A 20,774-nucleotide genomic window follows, 5' to 3' on the forward strand; every position below is an offset into this window, starting at 1 on the left:
AGTGATTTAGCGCCAAAGGCCGCTCAGGCCCCGGCGTGGTGGGCGCATCGGGGCGAGCGACCTTGGCACGAGATATTCCGTTTGGAACGGCAGGGTCTGCGATGGCTGAGGCGCCAACGCCATCAGGCGCGCGATACGATCCTCTGTCGTCGGATGCGTGCGCAACCAGGACGGTTCGGGATTGCCCCAACCGGGCAACATCCAGGCGCGCCACGAGCGGCTCACCCGCTCGATCTTCGCCAGCGCCGAGGCAAGCCCGTGCGGATCCCCCGTCAGCTCTGCGGCCATCCGGTCGGCATCGAACTCTCGCACGCGTGACAGGCCCAACTGCGCGAGCAGTGCCAGTTGCGGCGAAGCGACCAACAGCAGTAAGCCAAACCAGTTAATTTCTACGGCACCGGCCAACAGCGCCGGCATACTGACCAGGAGCGTAATCTGACCCAGCAATGCCAGCAGGCTCGTGAGCCGGCTGATCGAATCAGCCAGGCCCATGACACGCAGATCGTCTTGAGCGATGTGTGCGACCTCATGCGCCAGCACGGCTTGCAGTTCCCGGATACTCAGGCTGCGGAGCAGGCCATCAGTGAGGGCAATAGAGGCATGGCGTCGCGAACCAGTAGCAAAAGCGTTGACGATGCCGCTGGGCACATAGTGGGGAACCGGCGTATTCGGTAATCCGGCGCGCACGGCCAACTCCCGCAACAGCGACCAGATTGCGGGGGCTTCCTGGTAATGCAAGGGACGGGCGCCATAGAGGCGCAAGGTCATCGCGGAGGCGGCGACAGGTTCGATCAGCAGGGTCAATGCGCAGCTTGCCAGTGCTAGCCAAAGGCCAATCTCGCCGAACAGCAGACTGCCAGCGGTAGCCGCGATCCCCACCAGGGTCAAAACCAGCAGTACGGTTTGAAAGCGATTGAGCCAGCGGTGCCTCGACCTGGCATCGTGTCGGCCGGCTAGACCAGAAAGGGCCATGGTCCAATTACTCGCTGTTCCGGTCGTCGCGTTCACGCATGAGCCAATAGGTCAGACCCAAGGCCAGTATCGTCCCCGCCAGGGCGGCCACTTTGGCAGGATCAACGTCGGGGTCAAGGATGATGAACTTGCGGGCCAGTGCCAGGATCGCGATCAGAATGACGGTCTTGACCTGGATGATGCTTTCCTTACGCAGCGCCACTCTGACGATCGAATGCTTGAATTCCATCGCGATCAGGAGCGTCATGATCATGCCGAACACATTCTGGAATACCTTGTGATCCAGGGGATTGAAGGCATCGAGGACCAGCAGCGTGAAGACGATAGCGATGAGCTGGAACAGCGACACCACGATGATGACGGCAATTACCGCCGACAGAACGAGGGCGACGACCTGCTCGAAGCGCTCGTAAACCGTCATCAACCGCCACTGGGAGCGCATCTCGTCAAGGGTCGTGTGGCCAGATTCTTTATGCATAAGCGTTGCTCTCTCTTTCAATGAAACGTTAATGGAACGGGGAGTCCGAGAAGACGACTCGATTACACCTGGATTGCCGAGGCAATTGCGAAGCCACCCAGCGCATAATGTCCTGCGCGCCCGTGGCGCCGCCGATGGGGGGATCAGCCTCTTGCACGTCAACCCTTTGTCCCATGCATGGCATCAATCCGGCTTCTGGTCTGGCGGCAGCAATCCCAGCAGATCCGCCTGCAAATGTTGCAACTTGTCGATGCCAGCCCTCAATGCCTCGACACGGCCGGCATTTTTCATTTCACTCAGGGTGTGCGCTAACTGCTGGATGCTCTGATGCAGGACATCGACCTGATCATCAGGGTCCTTGCCGAAGAACGTAGGGCGGCCACTTTGATCCCGCCAGTATTGGAGTGCTTCGGGTTGAGGCGGCACTTGGGTCTTACCTGACAGATAGTCGATCATCTGGGAAATCCAGACCCTGTGGTCGGCGTATGTGAACGGCACGGGCAGCGCGGAGCGACTGTCAGGCTTGAATCCCTTCCAGGATAAGGGTACCTGCCAGGTGTGTAGCCATTGCTCGAATTCATGCGCCGGCATCGGATGCCCGATGGCATAACCCTGGCCCCACTCGCATCCCATACGCAGCAGCATTTCACCATGCTGAATGGATTCAACTCCCTCCGCGATGCAGTTCCTGCCAAACGACCTTGCCAGTGCCAGTAGCGCATCCAGGATGGCGATATCGTCCGGATCCTCGAGCATGTCGCGTATAAAACCCTGGTCGATCTTGAGCAGGTGCGCGGGCAGGCGCTTCAGATAGGTCAGCGATGAATAGCCGCTGCCGAAATCGTCGAGGGCAAACCGCAATCCCATCCTCCCGCACTGGGCCATCAACTGAGACACTTGAACGAAGTCCTCCACGGCGCTGGTTTCGAGGATTTCCAGTTCAAGGTCTTGCGGCTGGGCGCCGGGATGTCGTGACAACATACCCCGTAGATGCATGATGAAGTCCGGTTGCAGCAAGTGTCGCGCACCGATATTCACGCTGATCGGGACATGTAGGCCGGCCTTGCGCCAAACTTCGATCTGGGTCAGCGCAGCCTCGATGGTCCATTCCCCCACGTCAATCCCGAGCGGATGGTTCTCAATGATGGGTATGAAGGAGGCAGGAGATAACAAGCCACGCGTCGGATGTTGCCAGCGGATCAAGGCTTCGGCGCCCAGCACCTCACCGGTGCGCATGTTGACCTTAGGTTGGTAATAAAGCAGAAACTGCCCATTGGCAAGGGCATTCGCTATGCTGTCCAATCCTTCGTGACGGGTGCGCAGCGTACCATCCTTCTCCATATCGAAAACGTGATATCGATTCTTGCCGGCTTGCTTGGCACGATACATAGCCTGATCTGCCTGCCGCAGCAGTTGGTCGGCGTCGATATCTTCGCCTTGCGGGTAATAGCTCACACCGATACTCGCGCTCACCTCGCACAGTGCGTCACCAATCGGTACGGGCTGTGCAGCCACCTCGATCAGGCGATCGAGAATCGGTACGCTGATGGAAACATCCGGCAGGTCGACCAGAACAGCGACAAACTCATCACCACCAAGGCGGGCCAAGGTATCGCCTTCGCGCAACACCTGCGTCATACGCCTGGACAGGACGGACAGCAATTTGTCGCCGACTGCGTGGCCGTGCTGGTCGTTGACCTCCTTGAATCCATCCAGATCGATGAAGACAACCGCCAGGTGCATGCCACGCCGCCGTGTCTGACAAATGGCCTGCTTAAGGCGGTCTCCAAGCAATAGTCGATTGGGTAAGCCGGTGAGCAGGTCGTAATGAGCAACGCGTTCAAGCTGTTGCTGGTTCTCCTTCAGCGCTGTGATGTCGGAAAACATGGCTGCGTAATGCTCGATATTGCCCCGCATATCCGGGACTGCACTGATCGTCAGCAGCGCGGCAAACTGACTGCCGTTCTTGCGTCGGCACCAGAGCTCTCCGTGCCAATAGTCGTGCTCACGCAGAGCCTGCCAAACGGTCAGATAGAACTCATCGTCATAGCGATTGGACTCGAGCAGACGAGGTGTCTGGCCCAATACTTCCTCCCGCGCATAACCAGTGATCACGGTAAACGCCCGGTTGACGTTGACAATATGGGCCTGAGCGTCGGTAACGAGGATGCCCTCTCCTGCGTGCGCAAAAACTTTAGCCGCAAGGCGAAGCTCTTCCGCGGTTCTTCTGCGTGAGGTGACATCATGGATATAACCGTGCCAGAGGATGCTCCCATCAGGCATGGCTTCAGGCGACGCCTCGCCTTCGACCCAGATCACCCGACCGTCTGGAAACTGCACCCGGTACTCGTCATGCCAAAGCGCGAGTGACCTCCCCGACGCCTGTATGGTTTCATGCACACGGTCGCGGTCTTCAGGATGGAGCGCAGCGAACGCAGGAGTGGCATCTTCAACAACATCCTCCGGTGCAACCCCGTATATGTCCTGTATCTTCGCACTGGCATAAGGGAAGTGCGAGCTGCCGTCAGGACGAAGACGGTATTGGTAAAGCATACCGGGAACGTGGCTGGCCAACTCTTCTCGCTGTCGGCGCATAGAGTTCAGCGCCTGCTCTACCCTCGTGAGATCGGTGATGTCCTCTACCGTCGCTGTAGTCAGCTCGATGGGTTCCCCGGTGAAAAGCGGGTGCTGGCACCGCCCGCAATTGGGCTTCTCTGCCAACTTGTTGGCTGGCACGCGATTGATGGATTGGCAGTGTGGGCAGACGATATGAACGCTGTCACTCATGAGGTGGGTCCTTGGGACACAGAGGAAGTCATGGCTCCGGCAGTTGGGCCTGGGGATTCGAGCTGTAGCCCTTGCGTCAGTTCCCGGATGCTGTATTCATCCAGCGTTTCCCGTGCGAGCAGTTCGCGCGCGCACCGCTCCAGCACTTCTCGGTTAATTTCGAGAATTCGGTATGCACGATCAAACACACCCATCACGATGTCACGGATGGCTTGGTCGATGCGTGCCTGAGTCGATTCGGCTACCCGGCAGCCACCCTGTACCAGTTCAGGCGCATCAAGAAAACGCGGCCGCTGTGCCTCAAAAGCAACGTACCCCAAGCCCTCATCCATGCCGAAGCGCGTAATCATGTCGCGGGCGATGTCGGTGGCCCGCGCGAGATCGTCTGAAGCCCCTGTGGACAGCTCGCCAAACACGAGCTTCTCAGCCGCGCGCCCGCCCAGGAGCACGGCGATCTTGTGCTCCAGGTCAGCACGTGTCATCAGAAATCGGTCTTCTGTGGGCCGCTGCAGGGTGTAGCCGAGTGCACCGATGCCACGCGGAACGATTGAAATCTTGTGTACCGGATCGGTGCCGGGCAGCGCCAGCGCCACCAACGCATGTCCCATCTCGTGATAGGCCACGGTTTCCCGCTCCTTCGGATTGAGCACACGGTTCTTCCTTTCCAGACCGGCCACGATGCGCTCGATGGCGGCGGTGAAGTCTTGCAGTTCCACAGCCTGCGCCTTGCGCCGCGTCGCGTTCAGCGCTGCTTCGTTCACGAGATTGGCCAGATCAGCGCCGGAAAAGCCGGTGGTCAGCGCCGCCACCTGTTCCAGATCTACACCTTGGGCCAGGGTGATCTTCTTGACATGGACCTTCAGGATATCCAGGCGACCTGTCTTGTCGGGACGGTCCACCAGCACCTGACGGTCGAAGCGACCGGCGCGAAGCAAGGCCTGATCGAGGACCTCCGGCCGGTTGGTGGCTGCAAGGATGATCAGCCCGACCGAGCTGTCGAAGCCATCCATTTCGGTGAGCAACTGGTTCAGCGTCTGCTCACGCTCGTCGTGTCCACCGATCGGTCCTCCGGCACCGCGTGCGCGACCCAAAGCATCCAGCTCATCAATGAAGATGATCGCCGGCGCCTGCGCACGCGCCTGTTCGAACAGGTCGCGCACACGGGCCGCTCCCACGCCGACAAACATCTCGACAAACTCTGATCCGGAGATGGAGAAGAAGGGCACCGCCGCCTCACCGGCCACGGCCTTGGCCAGCAATGTCTTGCCGGTGCCCGGTGGGCCGACCAGCAACACGCCCTTGGGAATGCGCGCCCCGAGCCGTCCATACTCTTGCGGATTCTTGAGGAAGTCGACGATCTCAACCAACTCCGCCTTGGCTTCATCAACGCCAGCGACATCGGCAAAGGTCACGCCAGTATTCTTCTCCATGAATACCTTTGCACGGCTCTTGCCAATGCTCAGGAAGCCCCCCATGCCCTGTTTCTCAGCGAAGCGTCTGAACAGGAAGAACCAGACCCCGAAGAAGGCCACCGCCGGCAGAGTCCAGGAGAGCACATCACGCAGCCAGGTGCTTTCCACCACCCGCGCATAGGGCACGTCGTACTTGGACAGCCGCTCGGCCAGGTCGGGTTCGACCCGGGTGGCCACGATGGTGGTCTTGCCCCGGCTGTCCGGCGATTTCAGGTGCCCGGTCACCGTTCGGTCCGACACCAATACTTCGGCGACGCGCCCCTCGGCCAGCGCTTTCTCGAACTCGCTGTAGGGTACAGGCTCGACCGTCTTGGCCGCCTGCCAGTAGTTCTGCAGCGTCAGCAGCAACAGGCCGGCGACGATCCAGTAGCCGATGTTCCATTGATCTTTCTTTTCCATGGGCAGGGTACCTCGCAAGTCGTGCCGCTAGAGAATGGGGGTGAACAGACGGGCCACCCCGTCGCGCAAGCGGATGGCCAGCGGGCGGGCGCGCAACGCCTTCGCCGATATCTCGCCCGACGCATCACGAGCGGCATCAAAAAGGGATGACAGCCGCCTAGACAACGCGGTGTCGTACACCTCCACATTGAACTCGAAGTTGAGGCGCAAACTGCGCGCATCCCAATTGGCCGAACCCAGGCAGCACCACGCTCCGTCTACCAGCATCAGCTTGCTGTGGTCGAACGGGCCAGGCCGTTCGAAGATGCGTACACCGTGCTCCAGCACCTGCCAGTAGTGGGCGCGCGCGGCCCATTGCACCGTGGGATGGTCGCCGTTTGCGGGCGTCAGCACGTCGATACGCACGCCGCGCAACGCGGCCGTACTCAGCGCCGCGATCATCGGCTGATCGGGGACGAAGTAAGGTGTCCAGATGCGCACCGAATGCTTCGCCGCGCTCAAAGCGCCCATGAAGGTCCAGCGCATCCGGTCCAGGGCCTCGTCGGGACCGGCCTCGATGCCGCGCGCCCAAGAGGTTCCTTGCTCATCAGCCATTACGGGCGGTTCGCCCCAGTAACCCTTGCTGAGCCGCTCGCCCGTGGTATCGCACCAATCATCGGTGAAGCTCCGCATCAGATGCTCTACCACCGGCCCGCGCAGACGAAAGTGCAAATCGTGACAGGCCTGGCCCGGCGCATCGGGCCGCCAATACGTGCTGCAGATGTTCATGCCACCGGTGAAACCTGTCTCGCCATCGATCACCAGCAGCTTGCGGTGATTGCGCAGATGCGCGGCATGCAGGCGCGCGGGAATCAACGTCGGGTTGAACGTCGCCGCCGGAACGCCGGCGCGTTGCAAGGCGCGGTAGGCGCTGCGGTGCGTCCAGCGGGCAGAGACGTCGTCGATCAGCACCCGCACTTGCACGCCGCGCTCATGAGCCCGGCGCAGCGCATCGACGAACTGCGCCCCGATGCCTTGGCTGTCGAAGATGTACGAGGCCAGGGCGACGCTGTACCGCGCCGATTCGATGGCGGCGAGCATGGCCGGGTAGGCCTGCTCGCCATCGACAAGCGGCTCGGTGCGGTTGCCGCCGGTCAGCGACTGGCCGGTGGCGCGTCCCACCAGGTGCGCCAGACCGGCAAGCGGCGCCGAAACAGCCTCGGGCATCGTGGGCGAGAGGCCTTGCCGAACAGCATGATCTGCTCCCGGAAAAAGCCGCCGCGCCCGCCGCTGGTAACGGTTGATGCCGAACAGCCCATACAGCAGCGAACCGCCCAGCGGCAACAAGGCGATCAGCAGTACCCACAGCGTGGCCGATCGCGGGTCACGCTTGTAGATGATCGCGTGCCCCGCTGTGGGGATAGCGACCGCCAGCGACACGAGGGTGGCTGCCAATGTCAGCCCGTTGGGGTCGGACACGACAGCCTCCCATCGCTCAAGATTCGCCGCCCGCTGACTTCTTCTTGCGCTTAGGCTTGCTCTCGCCGTTCGGCGGTGCCTCGGCCACGTTCGCGGCATCGGGCTTATCAGGCTCGGCCGGCTGCGCGGGTGGCTCCTTGCGCTCGAAGACGACGCGTTCGGCCTTGTCGTCCCAGCGGGCGCTGGCGTGATCGCCCTTGCCGATACCGCCACCCAGCATCTCGCGCGCCAGTGCCGTCTCCAGCTCGCTGCGGATCAGCCGCTTGAGCTCACGCGCGCCGAACTCGGGCTTGTAGCCTTCCTCCGCGAAGTGATCGATCAAGGTCTGATCGAAGGTCAGCGTCACGCCCTGGCTGGCGGCGTTGCGGGCCACACGATCGAGCTGCAGGCCGACGATATGGCGGATCTCCTCCTTGCCCAGCGCATGGAAGACGATGATCTCGTCGATGCGGTTGAGGAACTCGGGGCGGAAGTGTCCGCGCAGCACGTCCATCACCTCGGACTTGGTCTTCTCGTATTCCTCGCCGGCGGCGCCACGGGCCTTCAGCCGACGCTGGATGATGTCCGAGCCCAGATTCGAGGTGGCGATGATGATGGTATTGGTGAAATCCACCACCCGGCCCTTGCCGTCGGTGAGCCGCCCGTCGTCGAACACCTGCAGCAGGATGTTGTAGACGTCGGGGTGAGCCTTCTCGATCTCGTCCAGCAGCAACACGCTGTAGGGTTTGCGCCGCACCTTCTCGGTGAGCTGGCCACCCTCGTCGTAGCCGACGTAACCCGGAGGCGCCCCCACCAGGCGTGCCACGGCATGGCGTTCCCCGTACTCGGACATGTCGATGCGCAGCAGCGCACCTTCATCGCCATAGATGGACTCGGCCAGCGCCTTGGCGAGCTCGGTCTTGCCCACGCCGGTCGGCCCGAGGAACAGAAAAGTCGCCACCGGCTTGCCGCCTTCGCGCAGGCCCGCGCGCGACAACCGCACGGCATCGGCCACCGCGCGCACCGCTTCGTCCTGGCCCACGAGGCGCTCGTGCAGCCGCTGCTCCAGATGCAGCAGCTTCTCGCGTTCTTCCACCGTCAGCTCGTTGACCGGAATGCCGGTCAGGCGCGAGACGATCTGCGCGACATGCTCGGCTTTGACTTCGGCACTGCCCGAGGCGCGCTCGCGTTCCCATTCCTCGACAAGCTTCTTGAGTTCGGCCTCTTTGGCCTCGATGTGCTTGCCCAGCTCGGCGGCCTTGTCGTACTGCTTGCGCGAAGCCACATAGTCTTGCTCACGCCGCAGCTGGTGCAGTTCGGACTCCAGCTCTTGCACCGCCACCGGGCGGGCCGTGGCCGACAGCTTCACGCGTGCGGCCGCCTGGTCGAGCAGGTCGATGGCCTTGTCAGGCAAAAAGCGCGCGGTGATGTAGCGGTCCGACAACTCGGCGGCGGCGATGATCGCATCCTCGGTGATGCTGACCTTGTGGTGCGCCTCGAAGGTGTCGCGCAGGCCGCGCAGGATCATCATGGTCTGCGCTACCGTCGGCTCGGGCACCATCACCGGCTGGAAGCGACGCTCCAGCGCGGCGTCCTTCTCGATGTACTTCTGATACTCGTTGAGCGTGGTGGCGCCGATCAGGTTCAGTTCGCCGCGCGCCATCATCGGCTTGAACACGTTGGCCACGTCCAGCCCGCCTTCGCCGCCACCCTGGCCTGCACCGACGATGGTGTGCACTTCGTCGATGAAGAGAATCAGCTCGCCCTGGTGCTCGGTCACTTCCTTGAGCACCTTCTGCACGCGCTCCTCGAACTCGCCGCGGTACTTGGCGCCTGCCACCATGGCGTTGATGTTGAGTTCGACCAGACGCTTGTCGCGCAGCGTCTCGGGCACTTCGCCGGCGACCATCCGCTGCGCCAGCCCTTCGGCGATGGCGGTCTTGCCGACGCCGGGCTCACCGATCAACACCGGGTTGTTTTTCTTGCGCCGGGCCAGCACCTCGATGGTGGTCTCGATCTCCTGCGCACGGCCGATGACTGGATCGAGTTTGCCCTCGCGCGCCATTTTGGTGAGATCGCGCGAGTATTTGTCCAGCTCGGGCGTGTTGGTCGGCGTCTCGGCGCGGCCATCCTCGGCACCTTTGCCGACCACCTTGCTTACCTGCTGGCGCAGCGCTTGCGGCGTGAGGCCGTAACGGCGCAGCAGGTTGGCCGCCAAACCTTCGCCTTCCTCGGCGAGCCCGATCAGGAAATGCTCCGGCCCGACATAAGAGTGGCCGAGTTCGTTGGAGGCCACGAAAGCACGGCTGAGCGCGTCCTTGACCCGGGGCGACACGCCGATCTCGCCCTCGAACGGCTTATCGCCGCGCTTGGCTTCGGATTCGATCTGGCGCTTGAGGTCATCGACCTTGATCTTGAACTGCCCCAGGATGGTCTTGACCACGTCGCTGTCGATCAGCGCCAGCAGCAGGTGTTCGGTATCGACTTCGGCGCGCCCGAACTCTGCAGCGTGTCGGGCGGCCTCCTGCAATAGGGCCTCGGACTGTTCGCTGATACGGCTGGCGAGCCCACTGCCGCGACGGCGCGCGGTGCCCGTACCGGCCGGGGCGGGTTCGCCGAACGAGGCATCGACGACCTCGTCGGTATCGGCCGCCATGGACGGTGCGTCGTCACCGATGCGGAAGAAGTCGCTGCCAAGGAAGTCTTCGAACAGCCCGCTGCGCGAGCCGAACAAGGCTTCCAGCGGTGAGACGGTGCGCTTTTGCTGGCGCACCAGTTGGCGATAGTGATCGTCACACAACAGCATGGTGCTGTGGCGACCATTGAGATTGGCTTCCACCCGCACCGTGGCGGGTTGGCCGCAGACTTGGCATTGTTTTCTGGCCATGCTGACACTCCTTAACTTAGAGAGACAGCGAGGCACCGTATGGCACAGTGCCGCGCCGGTCGTTTGATCACTTTCGATGGGAAAGAGTTGGTTGAGGGCGTCAGCTATTGACCGGGATTGAACGCCCCTGTTTTGGTGCACTGACCTCACGCTTGTCCATGGTGATCGTCAGCACTCCGTTCTTGAAATTGGCTTTGATCGAATCCTGGTTGGCATCATCTGGCAGATTCAGGGCGCGCTGGAAACTGCCATAGGAGCGTTCGATGCGGTGAAAGCCACCCTCTTTCTTTTCCTGCTCCTGACGCTTCTCACCACGCACTACCAGCACGTCGTTGTCGAGATTGATCTGGATATCCTTCTCCTCAACACCGGGAAGTTCCAAAGCAATCTTGTACTGTTTGTCGTCTTCCTGGATATCCAGGGCCGGCTTCAGCATGCCCGGCCAGTCGGCTGGCAAGCGCGGCACGGTCAGTGCAGGAAAGCCGAACCCCCGAAAGGCATCGTCAAACAGACGATCAATCTCGCGATGCAACTGCACGATCGGACTGACTGCCCCTCCAGGCACTGGCACATCATTGCGCTGCACAGGCAGACCAGAAGAGGCGGCTTGCTGCTCCTCCTGCTCTTTCTTGAACCAGTTCCAGGGTGCCAACTTCTTGAAGTCAATATCCATGTTACACCTCCAAATAGAGAAGATTCAGTTAACTCGTTCGACTGCTACGACAGACATTGCGCGGCTGCGACACGTCCTGTTCGACTGAGCTCTGTCACGCTTGCGCATCACCTCCTTCTTCGTGCTTGCTTGCGTCTGATCGGCAATCCACTGATCAATCTCGCCTCTCCGAAATCGTGCAAACCTTTACAAAAGATTGTTTCGGACAACAAAAAAGTCAAGGGCACAAGGCATAGGTGTTCTTCCCGTTCACACGGATACATACCAGACGGCCGATCTATGCCCTGACGGGTATTGATATCGAAACGTACGAGGCTCGCGCGGGGCTCACAGAGCCACCAGCCTGCCCGGGCAGGTTGGGTGTTGACGGGCATCAGCGTCGATCTTGGAAGGCAAAGGCGCGGCTCTTAGACTTGCTGTGGCCTCAAGGGCGTACTGCCTGCGATGTTCAGGACGCGCCACACCGATGCGGTGCCAGGCTTTTGCTCGTCTCCGGAACGCCGCGGATATCGATCTCGTCGATACGCAGTGTGCCATTCGCGCGAAAGAGGACCGCCGACGGAGGTAAGGAGATCTACCCTGAGGATCGTGCCGATTGCCTGGCTCGGCGCGTCAATAAATATCAGTGAGAGTCTGGAGCCTGGTCGCATCGTGTGTTGGCCATGCGTGCCAACCAGTGTCGCATCGCCGCAGAGTCTTCCTGTCTCTCCGCTGGACCTTTAAGTCGTGGAGAAGGTGGGGAAGTTGATCGATGAGTGGATGTTGCGGCAATTGCTCCAAGGTCATGGCCGAAAATTGGGGCCGTTGCCCACACCGGCCAAAAGGCTAACCGAGGCTTGGCCAGAACAGTTTGAATCTATTTCGTTTACCCATGTCAGGCTCCTCGCGCCAGTCGATGCTCAGAAAGCAGCCGAACTTCCACGGCCGGTCAACGTCGTAGCCCATGCTGACCAGGATGTCGCGCAGGTTCTGGCCCTGCCAGGCGGGTGGCCAGGAAGCAATCGCCCGCTCACGGATGCTCAGGGAGGGTCGGGCACCATGTTCGCCTCGGTCACCTCGTACACATGACCCAAGCCGTGGCAGGTCGGGCACGCCCCCTGCGGCGTGTTCGGCGAAACATCCTCGGCGTAGAGCATCGGTTGGTTGGCGGGATAGGCGCCGGCGCGCGAATACATCATCCGCACCAGGCTGGACAGGGTGGTCACACTGCCCACGGAGGAACGCGCATTGCTGGCCCCCGCTGCTGCTGCAGCGCCACCGCTGGTGGCAGGCCGTCGATCGCATCTACGTCCGGCACGCCCGCCTGGTCGATCAGGCGCCGTGTATAGGGGCCACCGACTCAAAGTAGCGTCGCTGCGCCTCGGCATAGATGGTGCCGAAGGCCAGCGAGGACTTCCCGGAGCCGGAGACACCCGAGAACACCACCAGCGCATTCCGCGGGATAGAGACGTCCACCTCTTTGAGGTTGTTCTCACGCGCGCCAGGACGGCAGCTCGTCAGGAAGATTTATCTTCCGCCGCCGTGTCGCTGTGGGCGTGCCTTATCCTGCGGACGATCCACCAGATCGTCAGCATCACCGCAGGTACCAGAACCGCCATCACCTGCGCCACGCTGTCGTGAACGAGCGGAATGCCCTTGAGCAGGTAGCCGAGAAGACTCACGACGTAATAAGAAATTGCCGCGACCGACAGGCCTTCGACGGTTTGCTGAAGGCGCAATTGCAACTTGGCCCGGTTGTTCATCGAAGCCAGCAGGTCGCGGTTCTGGCGTTCAAGTTCGACGTCGATCCACGAACGCAGCAACGCGATGGCTCGGGTCAGTTTGTCGGAGAGCTTGGCCTGGCGCTCCTTTACGGATTGGCACTCCCGCATGGCTGGAGCGATGCGACGCTACAGGAAATCCGCCCAGGTGCTGTATCCGGATACGGCCACTTCTGAAAGCGCAGCCAGCCTTTCCTCGACGATCTCGTAGTAGGTACGGCTGGCGCCGAAGCGATAGAGATTTGCCGCGACGCCAGCTTCCAGTTCGGCGGCCAGACCTGTCAATTCGGAAAGCAGCACGTCGCTATCGCGGCGTTCTACCAAATTCGTACACATCTCGTCAGTGATCGCAGCAAGGCGCGATGTCTCATTGCAGCCTGTTAGTTACCGGTTTCAAAAAGGTGCTACTGAGATGTTGGTGGCAAAGTCCGTATAACCAGTAGCTATTGGCGGACGCGCCTACGCTGCGCTCCGGCACGCCGCAACGCCAAGCGTTATCGCACCATCTGAATGTTCGCTTTGCGACCTCAGCATGCTTAAGCTCCCGGAATCTCGGCGACAAAAAAAGGTCCGCTTTTTATCAAGAACAGTCAGTCTGAAAAGGTCCCGCTTCTATCAAAAAAACGGACGTAGCCTCGATTTCAATTGAGGGCTCTGCCCTCTCGCCGCAAGCGGCGATTCGCCCGAGGTATTTAAGGACCAGCGATTTTATCGCCGGATTCTGGCGCACGGCGCTCTTTCCGATACCGATAGCGTTGGCGACTTCGCCACGGTTTAGCTGGCCCCGAAAGACGATTTGCTTTAAGTCGTCACCGGTTTTCGTAGCGGCCCAACGCTGAAAGGCAACAAGGTTTTCGCGAGCTTTTTCTTGTCCGTTAGCCATTCTCGATACTCAACGCTTTTTCAAGGGCATCCACAAAACCGTTTCTGAGGACAACCTTGCCGTTTTGGTCCTTGATGCTGCCGCGTTCTGTTTTAGTCCAGCCCTTTAATTTAAGGGACTCCTCAGAGATGGCGTCTCTCAATGCATCAATCTCGTGACTCAACAGGCTCGGTAACCTCGATTCAGATTTGTCTTCAGCACCCGCTCGGTAGTCAATTTCCAATTTCTTGATCGATGCAAACCTTTTATTTTCGGCCCTCAATTTACGGACCTTCGAAATCAGGTCGAGTATGAGGAAGCGGTGAGTTTTATTGCTTACCTCATCAACCCAATCGTACTCGCCCGAGGGCGTGGTCTGTGCTTTGATCGCTTTCTTTTTCTGGTCTCCAAGCGCCTGCCAAGCCTCAATGACCGCTCTATAATGTTCTCCGGTTTTGTTTCGGATGGTCTGCTCGCTAGGAGCGCCACGACTGGCTCCTAGCTTCGCAATCGTTGAGATTCTGAAATCAACCGAGCCTGACTCATGATGTTCCTTGCAAACGGCGTGAAGGGCCTCCAGGGACTTCCTGGAACGAGAATTTTTCAGTTGGCCCAGTATGGCCTCGTAGACTTCGTTCGGTTCACTCATTGCAGCTCTCGATTTCTAGCGGGAATTTCAAAGACCCGTTCATGGCTGACTCGATCTCTTGGCGCACATCACCTAGCTGTAGTGGTTCGGCGAGATCTTCCAAGGTGATTTGCCCATTGATCAACTGGTCAGCGACGTGCCAGTTATTCTGTGTCACTTGCATAATCAGCCGGACGACCTGATTGGCAGCTTCGAGCTGCTGATCCTCGGTCAACCGAAATATCGCGGGTGCAATCCCATTGGTGTCCGCCAATTTGTCGAGCATCTGACTGAGCAGGGGGCGTGCCCTGGAGGCACTGGCGCTCTCGTAAATTTCAGCGTTGGCACAGACCTCAGCGAGCAACCGAAACTCGCTGCTTTGCTCCTCCAAATGCATCTCCATTTCCACGTAATTGTCGCTGACGATCAGTTGGTGCTGGCCTGTCTCGGAGGTCTTCAGCAGTTCGGTAGATTGAGAAATCAGGCGGTATAAGTGCTGGAGATCCGTAAGAAGCATGTCGAGCTTTTTGGCTTTTTCCTCATACGCCGAGGTGATCTTTTTCAGCGTTCGCTCTTTACCAAAAACCTGTCCCGAAGACTCGGTATCGTACCGCTCGTCATCGAGCGTCTGCCTTTTTTCTTCGAGTTCGTGGTATTCATTGCGGGCGACATTGATTTCCAGAATGATTTCGTTGGCAATAGCCGACAAACCGCCCAGAAACGCCGGGCCGGTAATGAAGAAGCGGCACTGGGGACAATTTCGAGTCCCAAGATAGCCATTGGGCACCGGCGCGTACTGTGCTTCAACCTTTCGCTCAACCAGCGCCATGCCACCTTCGTCACACTTGTTGCCGCTCATGGGGCAGATTCCGAAACTCATAAGTTGGAAGGCTCCAGAGGGCCAACTAGGTGTCAGACACTGATCCATGATGCTTCGGTCTGTGGCGATTAATTCCGGACGCGCCTCTTCGATTTTCTTCTGGAGGATGAGGTCTTCGTAACGATAGTGACTCTGCTCAAGTGCCCGTTTTTCAGCCGCCGCCATCTCCAGCCGCATTTTGCTGGCTCCTACCTTTGTGTAGTAAATCGTCATCACCAGCGAGGAATGACCAACCAGCTTTGAAATCACGGCTATGGGCGCTCTGCCGTCGACAATGTAGGCAGTGATAAGGCTGACGCGGAGAGCGTGAGGGGTAAATTGGCTCTTGTAATCCACGCTGTTCTTATTTTCGATTTTCTCAGCGAAGTCCTCACCGGGCCTCTGACTATGAAACAACAGAGCAGGCAGCGTTCGTGTAAACGCGGTTTTCGTAAATATGGGCGACACCTTCTCATCACAGGTAATTGACGCCGGATCGCGAAAAAGGAACGCTTGTTTACCACGCCGTTTGAGGATGTCTTTGTTGGTCTTTTGCTTCAGCTTGATTTGCGTCCACGGTGTGAGTTCTTCGATAGGATTGTATTTGGACTGCCACTCCCGAAGCTGGATGACCCAATACGCCAGGTCTTCCGGCATAAAGGGAACTTCGTAGCCGCCAAGCTTCTTTCCGGTTTTGTTCGTCGTGATGTAGGCACTCAACTCACCGTCATCGTTCCCTTTCCGAATAATGCCTTGGTTTCGCTTTCGGGTTGCAATCGGGTTTAAATTCTTGATCCAGTGGATCTTCCCATCACGCCATACCGGAAGGAATTCATCCCCCTCTCCGCTATCGAGCCAAAGGATCTGTTGACTGCGCAATGGAATGGACAGCAACGTGTAGAGAGCAACAATTTTCACGGGCGACCATAACTCGTACACCTCTTCAGAATAGCGCTTGCGACCTCGCTTCCGTTCTTTTGTCACTACTCGACAAACGCAGTTTGGGTCGTTCTCATCGATTAACTGAGGATCAACCTCGAACCAGCAGTCTTCGAGGAAGGGATGCAATTGATATAGATCGCGAAACGACGTCGCCTCTAGCAGAACAAGATACTGCTTGGCTCGTAAAATGGCATCCATGGGTAATGCGGGCTTGTTTGATTCACTGCGCCTGTAGCTGGGCAACTGGTCTAACAAGCCCTTGAGAACGGTTCTCAGAGGATTGCGATAGCCGGGCAGAACTATCAACTCACCGTTATCGTCCTCGTCAGAGCAATAAGTCTCCAAAATCCACTCGAAAAAAGCGGAACAGGCGTTATGCCTTGATTTTTTTACAGTATCCGCGGTGGCATTTATAAAGTTTTCGTACGCTCGCTCATTAAACGGGATATCCCTTGACAACATGGCTCCCGGATCGTCAACCAAGCCCAACTTGTCCACGTAAAATCTAAGGAATGCTCTCAAATGTGAGTATTTGTTGGATTGGCCTGTACCAGCCTCTACATAACACTGAATGGCTTTCCAAAACTCGGGGTATTTGCTGGTCAGTTCTCGATTAATGGCGTTTTCGTTGCCCAGGAAGTGAGGCCAACTTATCCAATCTTCGGCATAAAATTGGTTTGGGGTCGATACCAGCTTCGGGTCTTTTTCGTAGCCCCTGAAGTATTCCGCCCCTGATTTAAACCCCAAGCGTTGAGCGGCTTCGGACGCCTCGGCGACAGTGGCGTACCTCTTCACGGGGCGCTCAATGCCAAGGTAGCTGTACCAATCATCCCAATCTTCGGCATAGAAGTCGTTGGGAGATACTGTCAGCTTCGGGTCTTTTTTGTAGTCCTTCTGGTATTCCTTAATTGATTTGAATCCCAGGCGCTGAGCGGCTTCGGACGCCTCGGCGAGGGTCGCGTACTTTTCTCTGGGGCGCTCATTGCCAAGAAAACTGTACCAATCGGCCCAATGTTTGCCATAGATTTCGTCGGGATGGGATGGCAGCTTCGGGTCTTGTTTGTAGCCCTCTTTGTATTCTGTGGACGTTTTGAATCCCAAGCGCTGAGCGGCTTCGGACGCCTCGGCGAGCGTCGCGTACTTGCCGTCGGGGCGTTCAGTGCCAAGGAAGCTGTACCAGTTACTCCAATCTTCGGCATAGAATTGACCGGGAGAAGCTGGCAGCTTCGGGTCTTTTTGGTAGTCCTCAAAGTATTCCGTCTGTGTTTTGACCCCCAAGCGTTGAGCGGCTTCGGACGCCTCGGCAACAGTGGCGTACTTCTCACTGGGGCGTTCAGTGCCAAGGAAGCTATACCAATCATCCCAATCTTCGGCATAGAAAACTGCGGGTTGTGATGGCAGCTTCGGGTCTTTTTGGTAGTCCTCAAAGTATTCCGTCTGTGTTTTGAACCCCAGGCGCTGAGCGGCTTCGGACGCCTCGGCAAGCGCCGCGTACCTCTCGGGGCGCTCAACGCCAAGGAAGCTATACCAATCATCCCAATCTCCGGCATAACTTCGGTGGGGATTCGATGGCAGCTTCGGGTCTTTTTGATAGTCATCAAAGTATTCGGTGCGTGTTCTGAAGCCCAATCGCTGAGCGGCTTCGGACGCCTCGGCGAGCGTCACGTACTTTTCTATGGGGCGCGCATTGCGAAGGAAGTTGGGCCAATCAGCCCAATCTTCGGCATAGTGTTTGTCGGGAGCTGCTGGCAGCTTCGGGTCTTTTTTGTAGCCCTTGTTGTATTCATCTCTTATTTTGAATCCCAAGCGTTGAGCGGCCTCGGACGCCTCGGCGACAGTGGCGTACTTCTCACCGGGGCGCTCAGTGCCAAGGAAGCTATACCAATCACCCCAATCTCCGGCATAGAATTGGTCGGGATTTGCTGGCAGCTTCGAATCGTTTCGGTAGCTCTTCTTGTATTCCGGCTGCGTTTTGAATCCCAAGCGCTGAGCGGCTTCTGAGGCTTCGGCGAGCGTGGCGTACTTAGTTGTCATGAATGAGTTCTTTCTTGATTGGAGAAATTAAGCCGTGCTCGGGCGACAATCTGCTCAAATGCGCCCGCATCTGCTTATCAGTGAGTTCGGTGTAGACCTGCTGACTTTCTATCGATTTATGGTGTAGGGCGTTTTTAATGATCAGAGAATCAGCGTTTGCATCAGCCAGAGCTTGCCCATACGAGTGTCGGTGGGCGTGCGCTGTCGTTCCCGCTTCTTTTGAAAACGGTAAACCAATTCTTTCAACGGCTCTTTTAAGCGATTGGTTATAGCCTTTGATTGAGTGCGGAGCGCCTGATTGCGTCGTGAATGCAAACGGATGTTTACCGCCATCGGGGTATCGCTGGTAGGTCAGGTAAAGCCGCCAAAGGTCGTTAAAGGTTTCACCAGCACTTCTTGGAAACCACCAAACCAGAAGAAAGTGGCGACTTTCATTGTCCTCTTTGGGCGCTTTCCAACCTGCATGCAGCGTATGGGATTTCGAATATTCAAATCGCGGTTGCATCCCATACTTGTTGAGCAACTCTTCGCGCCTGCTGGGGCCGTTTAGACGGGGCCGCCCTTTATCGGGATGAAAAATTTTGACCAGTGCGGTTCCGTCCTCCCACGGCACGACATCTTCTATCCAAAGGTGAAAGCACTCGCTGAGCCTGAGTCCGCCGTAATGCATCAGCATGGTAATGAGCACATTCTTCAGGTCCAAGCGCTCATGAACTACGTCGCTCGTTTCAAAGCCATATCGCGTAAGGCCATTCCACAAGAGGTCGTCAATTCGTCCAGGAGGAAAGCTTTTCTTACCCTCATTGCCGTTCGAACGCGACACCCTCCTGGGCATAACCTTCCGGAAATAAGCAGGGGCTGGTTTGTTAGCCCAAAGGTGGGAAAGAAAAGCCCGCCGTTTCTTTTGGTAGAAGGCTGCGAGGCCCATCCACTCCTCGTAACGAGTAGGTTTTACCGTTGGGTTTATCTGAAGCTTTTTCTCTTCATACTGCTCGGAGAGCCAGTCTGTGTATTGTGTTATGAGGCTGATTAGAAAGTTCGCGTCCTTATCCTCGCGTGGTTTCCACCGCAGCCAACTCGGATCGCTACCGTCCTCGCCAATCGTTCCGGTGTAGAGGCTGTTTGAAAACTCCTGAAACAGTTGGTGAGGAGTTTCAAAGCAGTCTTTATTCTGATTCGTGTAATCGATGAGGAGTCGAACCGCAAACGCGCTCCTGTCTTTCCAGCTCCGAGACTTGTATCGATGAACGATCAAATAATCCAAATAACTTTTCAGCAAACCATCTTGGGTGACGATCACCGGAAGACTTATCTTCGTCCCCGTGTTGTCTACTTTGATATTTGCCTCTATGCAGACGCTGTTCAGCACGCAATTTCCAATTGGTCAAATAGTATATTCGTGATTCCACTATATATGCATGTATGCTCAAAAAAAACCAGATTTCGACTTCTGGCATAGGTTTTTGATGCTTTTTAGGATATTTTTTCTATTCCACTAATGGATCGATTCAGGCTCGCTTCTACTGGCCAGAGATTCCTTCGGTCATTGGCAAATCGTTCACGCTCGCTGCGCGACCATTCATTTGCTCCTCTTTCCCAGGCCCAGGCCAGCGGCACCACATGATCAATATCGATGTTGGAAGCGTTCTGAATCACCTTACCCGTGAAGGGACTGATCCACCGTCCTGACACGACTCGACAGCGCTCGTCATCCGCAAAACGCACAGGCGTGGTGGAGGTGGCAATTAACGCCTCGGCACGGCTGTCCTGACAATCACCGTCTTTATCATCCCAGCCGTGACCGAATTCAGACCGGTCGTAGCCATCTGCATCGCCACCAGCTCTAGCCCCAGGAACCGAAACCCCGCTTGGCAACCTGCCGCCTTCGGCAAGACAAAGATCGAGCGTTTCATAGGCCTCATAGTTTTTGGTTCGGTCATACCAGGCACTCTCAGGTGGATGACAGAGACCACTACTCGACCGCTTGATCAGATCAGCGTGGACTGAGAACGCCAGAACAAAACTCAGACATAGAAACCAACCAGGCTTCCAACAACTGCCCCGCAGAACCATTTGCTACCCCTACTACCCTCATTAGGCGCTTCTGGCTCGTCCTTGTGCCTGATACATCTCCCTGATCGTATTGCTGCCACGCTACGCAGATTCGTGAACGTTGCCAACGTGGCATACACTCTCAACCCGGAAAGTTACAGGTTTCATACGACAGATTGTGTCGTCGATAAAAGATAGGAGCATGGAATGCCATTTACGCCGTTTCATATGGGGCCCGGCATCGTCATTAAAGCCCTCCTTCAAGGTGGATTCAGTTTGATGGTGTTCGGTTGGTCTCAAATTGTGATGGATTTGCAGCCACTCTTTGTGTTGCTGACCGGCGAAGGGCAACTTCACTATGGCATCCCCTAATTTGTTATCCCATCGAACGACGAGGATATGAGGTTCCGATCCTAGATCCTTTTCCGCCAGGCGCCTATCGCATACTGCTCTTATAAGCGTTCGAGATATTGTTTTTACAAGCTTTTTTAAAACCATGGTTTGCAATAGGAACTCGCTTTTGAGTCAGGGC

The 20,774-nt window shown here is 57.6% G+C and carries 12 protein-coding genes and 3 pseudogenes; 1 reads left to right on the top strand and 14 read right to left on the bottom strand.

What is annotated here, in order from left to right; translation table 11 throughout:
- Positions 1 to 6: 6 nt before the first annotated feature.
- From BM035_RS19445 to BM035_RS19510, 14 genes and pseudogenes are all read right to left on the bottom strand, one after another.
- The gene (locus BM035_RS19445) at positions 7 to 972 is read right to left on the bottom strand and encodes a zinc metalloprotease HtpX (protein ID WP_092033889.1); all 966 of its coding nucleotides are present in this window, start codon (positions 970 to 972) and stop codon (positions 7 to 9) included.
- Between the two features lie 7 nt (positions 973 to 979).
- A complete protein-coding gene (locus BM035_RS19450) occupies positions 980 to 1,450 on the bottom strand; it encodes a phosphate-starvation-inducible PsiE family protein (RefSeq protein ID WP_092033892.1) in 471 nt (156 codons plus the stop codon).
- 183 nt (positions 1,451 to 1,633) lie between these two features.
- The gene (locus tag BM035_RS19455) at positions 1,634 to 4,045 is read right to left on the bottom strand and encodes a putative bifunctional diguanylate cyclase/phosphodiesterase (protein ID WP_441295084.1); all 2,412 of its coding nucleotides are present in this window, start codon (positions 4,043 to 4,045) and stop codon (positions 1,634 to 1,636) included.
- Between the two features lie 48 nt (positions 4,046 to 4,093).
- A pseudogene (locus tag BM035_RS23295) lies at positions 4,094 to 4,237 on the bottom strand (thiol reductase thioredoxin); the annotation flags it as partial.
- Positions 4,234 to 6,108, bottom strand: a complete 1,875-nt coding sequence (gene ftsH / locus BM035_RS19460; protein ID WP_092033897.1) for an ATP-dependent zinc metalloprotease FtsH — start codon at positions 6,106 to 6,108, stop codon at positions 4,234 to 4,236. The gene ftsH and the pseudogene BM035_RS23295, both read right to left, overlap by 4 nt.
- Positions 6,109 to 6,135: 27 nt before the next feature.
- Positions 6,136 to 7,566: a cardiolipin synthase gene (gene cls / locus BM035_RS19465; protein ID WP_092033900.1), complete on the bottom strand. Its 1,431-nt coding sequence runs from the start codon at positions 7,564 to 7,566 to the stop codon at positions 6,136 to 6,138.
- 16 nt (positions 7,567 to 7,582) lie between these two features.
- Entirely contained in the window at positions 7,583 to 10,432 is a 2,850-nt protein-coding gene (gene clpK / locus BM035_RS19470; protein WP_092033903.1) for a heat shock survival AAA family ATPase ClpK, read from the bottom strand.
- A gap of 100 nt (positions 10,433 to 10,532) precedes the next feature.
- On the bottom strand, positions 10,533 to 11,105 hold the full coding sequence (locus BM035_RS19475; protein ID WP_092033905.1) for an Hsp20/alpha crystallin family protein: 573 nt from the start codon (positions 11,103 to 11,105) through the stop codon (positions 10,533 to 10,535).
- 915 nt (positions 11,106 to 12,020) lie between these two features.
- Positions 12,021 to 12,611: pseudogene (locus tag BM035_RS19480) on the bottom strand (excinuclease ABC subunit A); the annotation flags it as partial.
- Positions 12,602 to 13,228: pseudogene (locus BM035_RS19485) on the bottom strand (DUF3422 family protein); the annotation flags it as partial. The pseudogenes BM035_RS19480 and BM035_RS19485, both read right to left, overlap by 10 nt.
- 512 nt (positions 13,229 to 13,740) lie before the next feature.
- Positions 13,741 to 14,376, bottom strand: a complete 636-nt coding sequence (gmtX, locus tag BM035_RS19495; protein WP_092033911.1) for a gamma-mobile-trio protein GmtX — start codon at positions 14,374 to 14,376, stop codon at positions 13,741 to 13,743.
- A complete protein-coding gene (gmtZ, locus tag BM035_RS19500; RefSeq protein WP_092033914.1) occupies positions 14,369 to 18,190 on the bottom strand; it encodes a gamma-mobile-trio integrase GmtZ in 3,822 nt (1,273 codons plus the stop codon). Before gmtZ ends, gmtX begins: the two co-directional genes overlap by 8 nt.
- Positions 18,180 to 19,559 carry a gamma-mobile-trio recombinase GmtY gene (gene gmtY, locus BM035_RS19505; protein ID WP_092033916.1) on the bottom strand — a complete coding sequence of 460 codons (1,380 nt, stop codon included), beginning with the start codon at positions 19,557 to 19,559 and terminating at the stop codon, positions 18,180 to 18,182. Before gmtY ends, gmtZ begins: the two co-directional genes overlap by 11 nt.
- A gap of 104 nt (positions 19,560 to 19,663) precedes the next feature.
- Positions 19,664 to 20,263, bottom strand: coding sequence for an HNH endonuclease family protein (locus tag BM035_RS19510; protein ID WP_092033919.1), 600 nt, complete (start codon positions 20,261 to 20,263; stop codon positions 19,664 to 19,666).
- A 186-nt stretch (positions 20,264 to 20,449) separates the two neighbouring features.
- Here BM035_RS19510 and BM035_RS22700 point away from each other — a divergent pair, with 186 nt between their 5' ends.
- Entirely contained in the window at positions 20,450 to 20,614 is a 165-nt protein-coding gene (locus BM035_RS22700) for a hypothetical protein (RefSeq protein ID WP_175497427.1), read from the top strand.
- Positions 20,615 to 20,774: the final 160 nt, after the last annotated feature.

The sequence above is a fragment of the Marinobacter sp. DSM 26671 genome, assembly GCF_900112835.1.
Lineage (GTDB): Bacteria > Pseudomonadota > Gammaproteobacteria > Pseudomonadales > Oleiphilaceae > Marinobacter > Marinobacter flavimaris.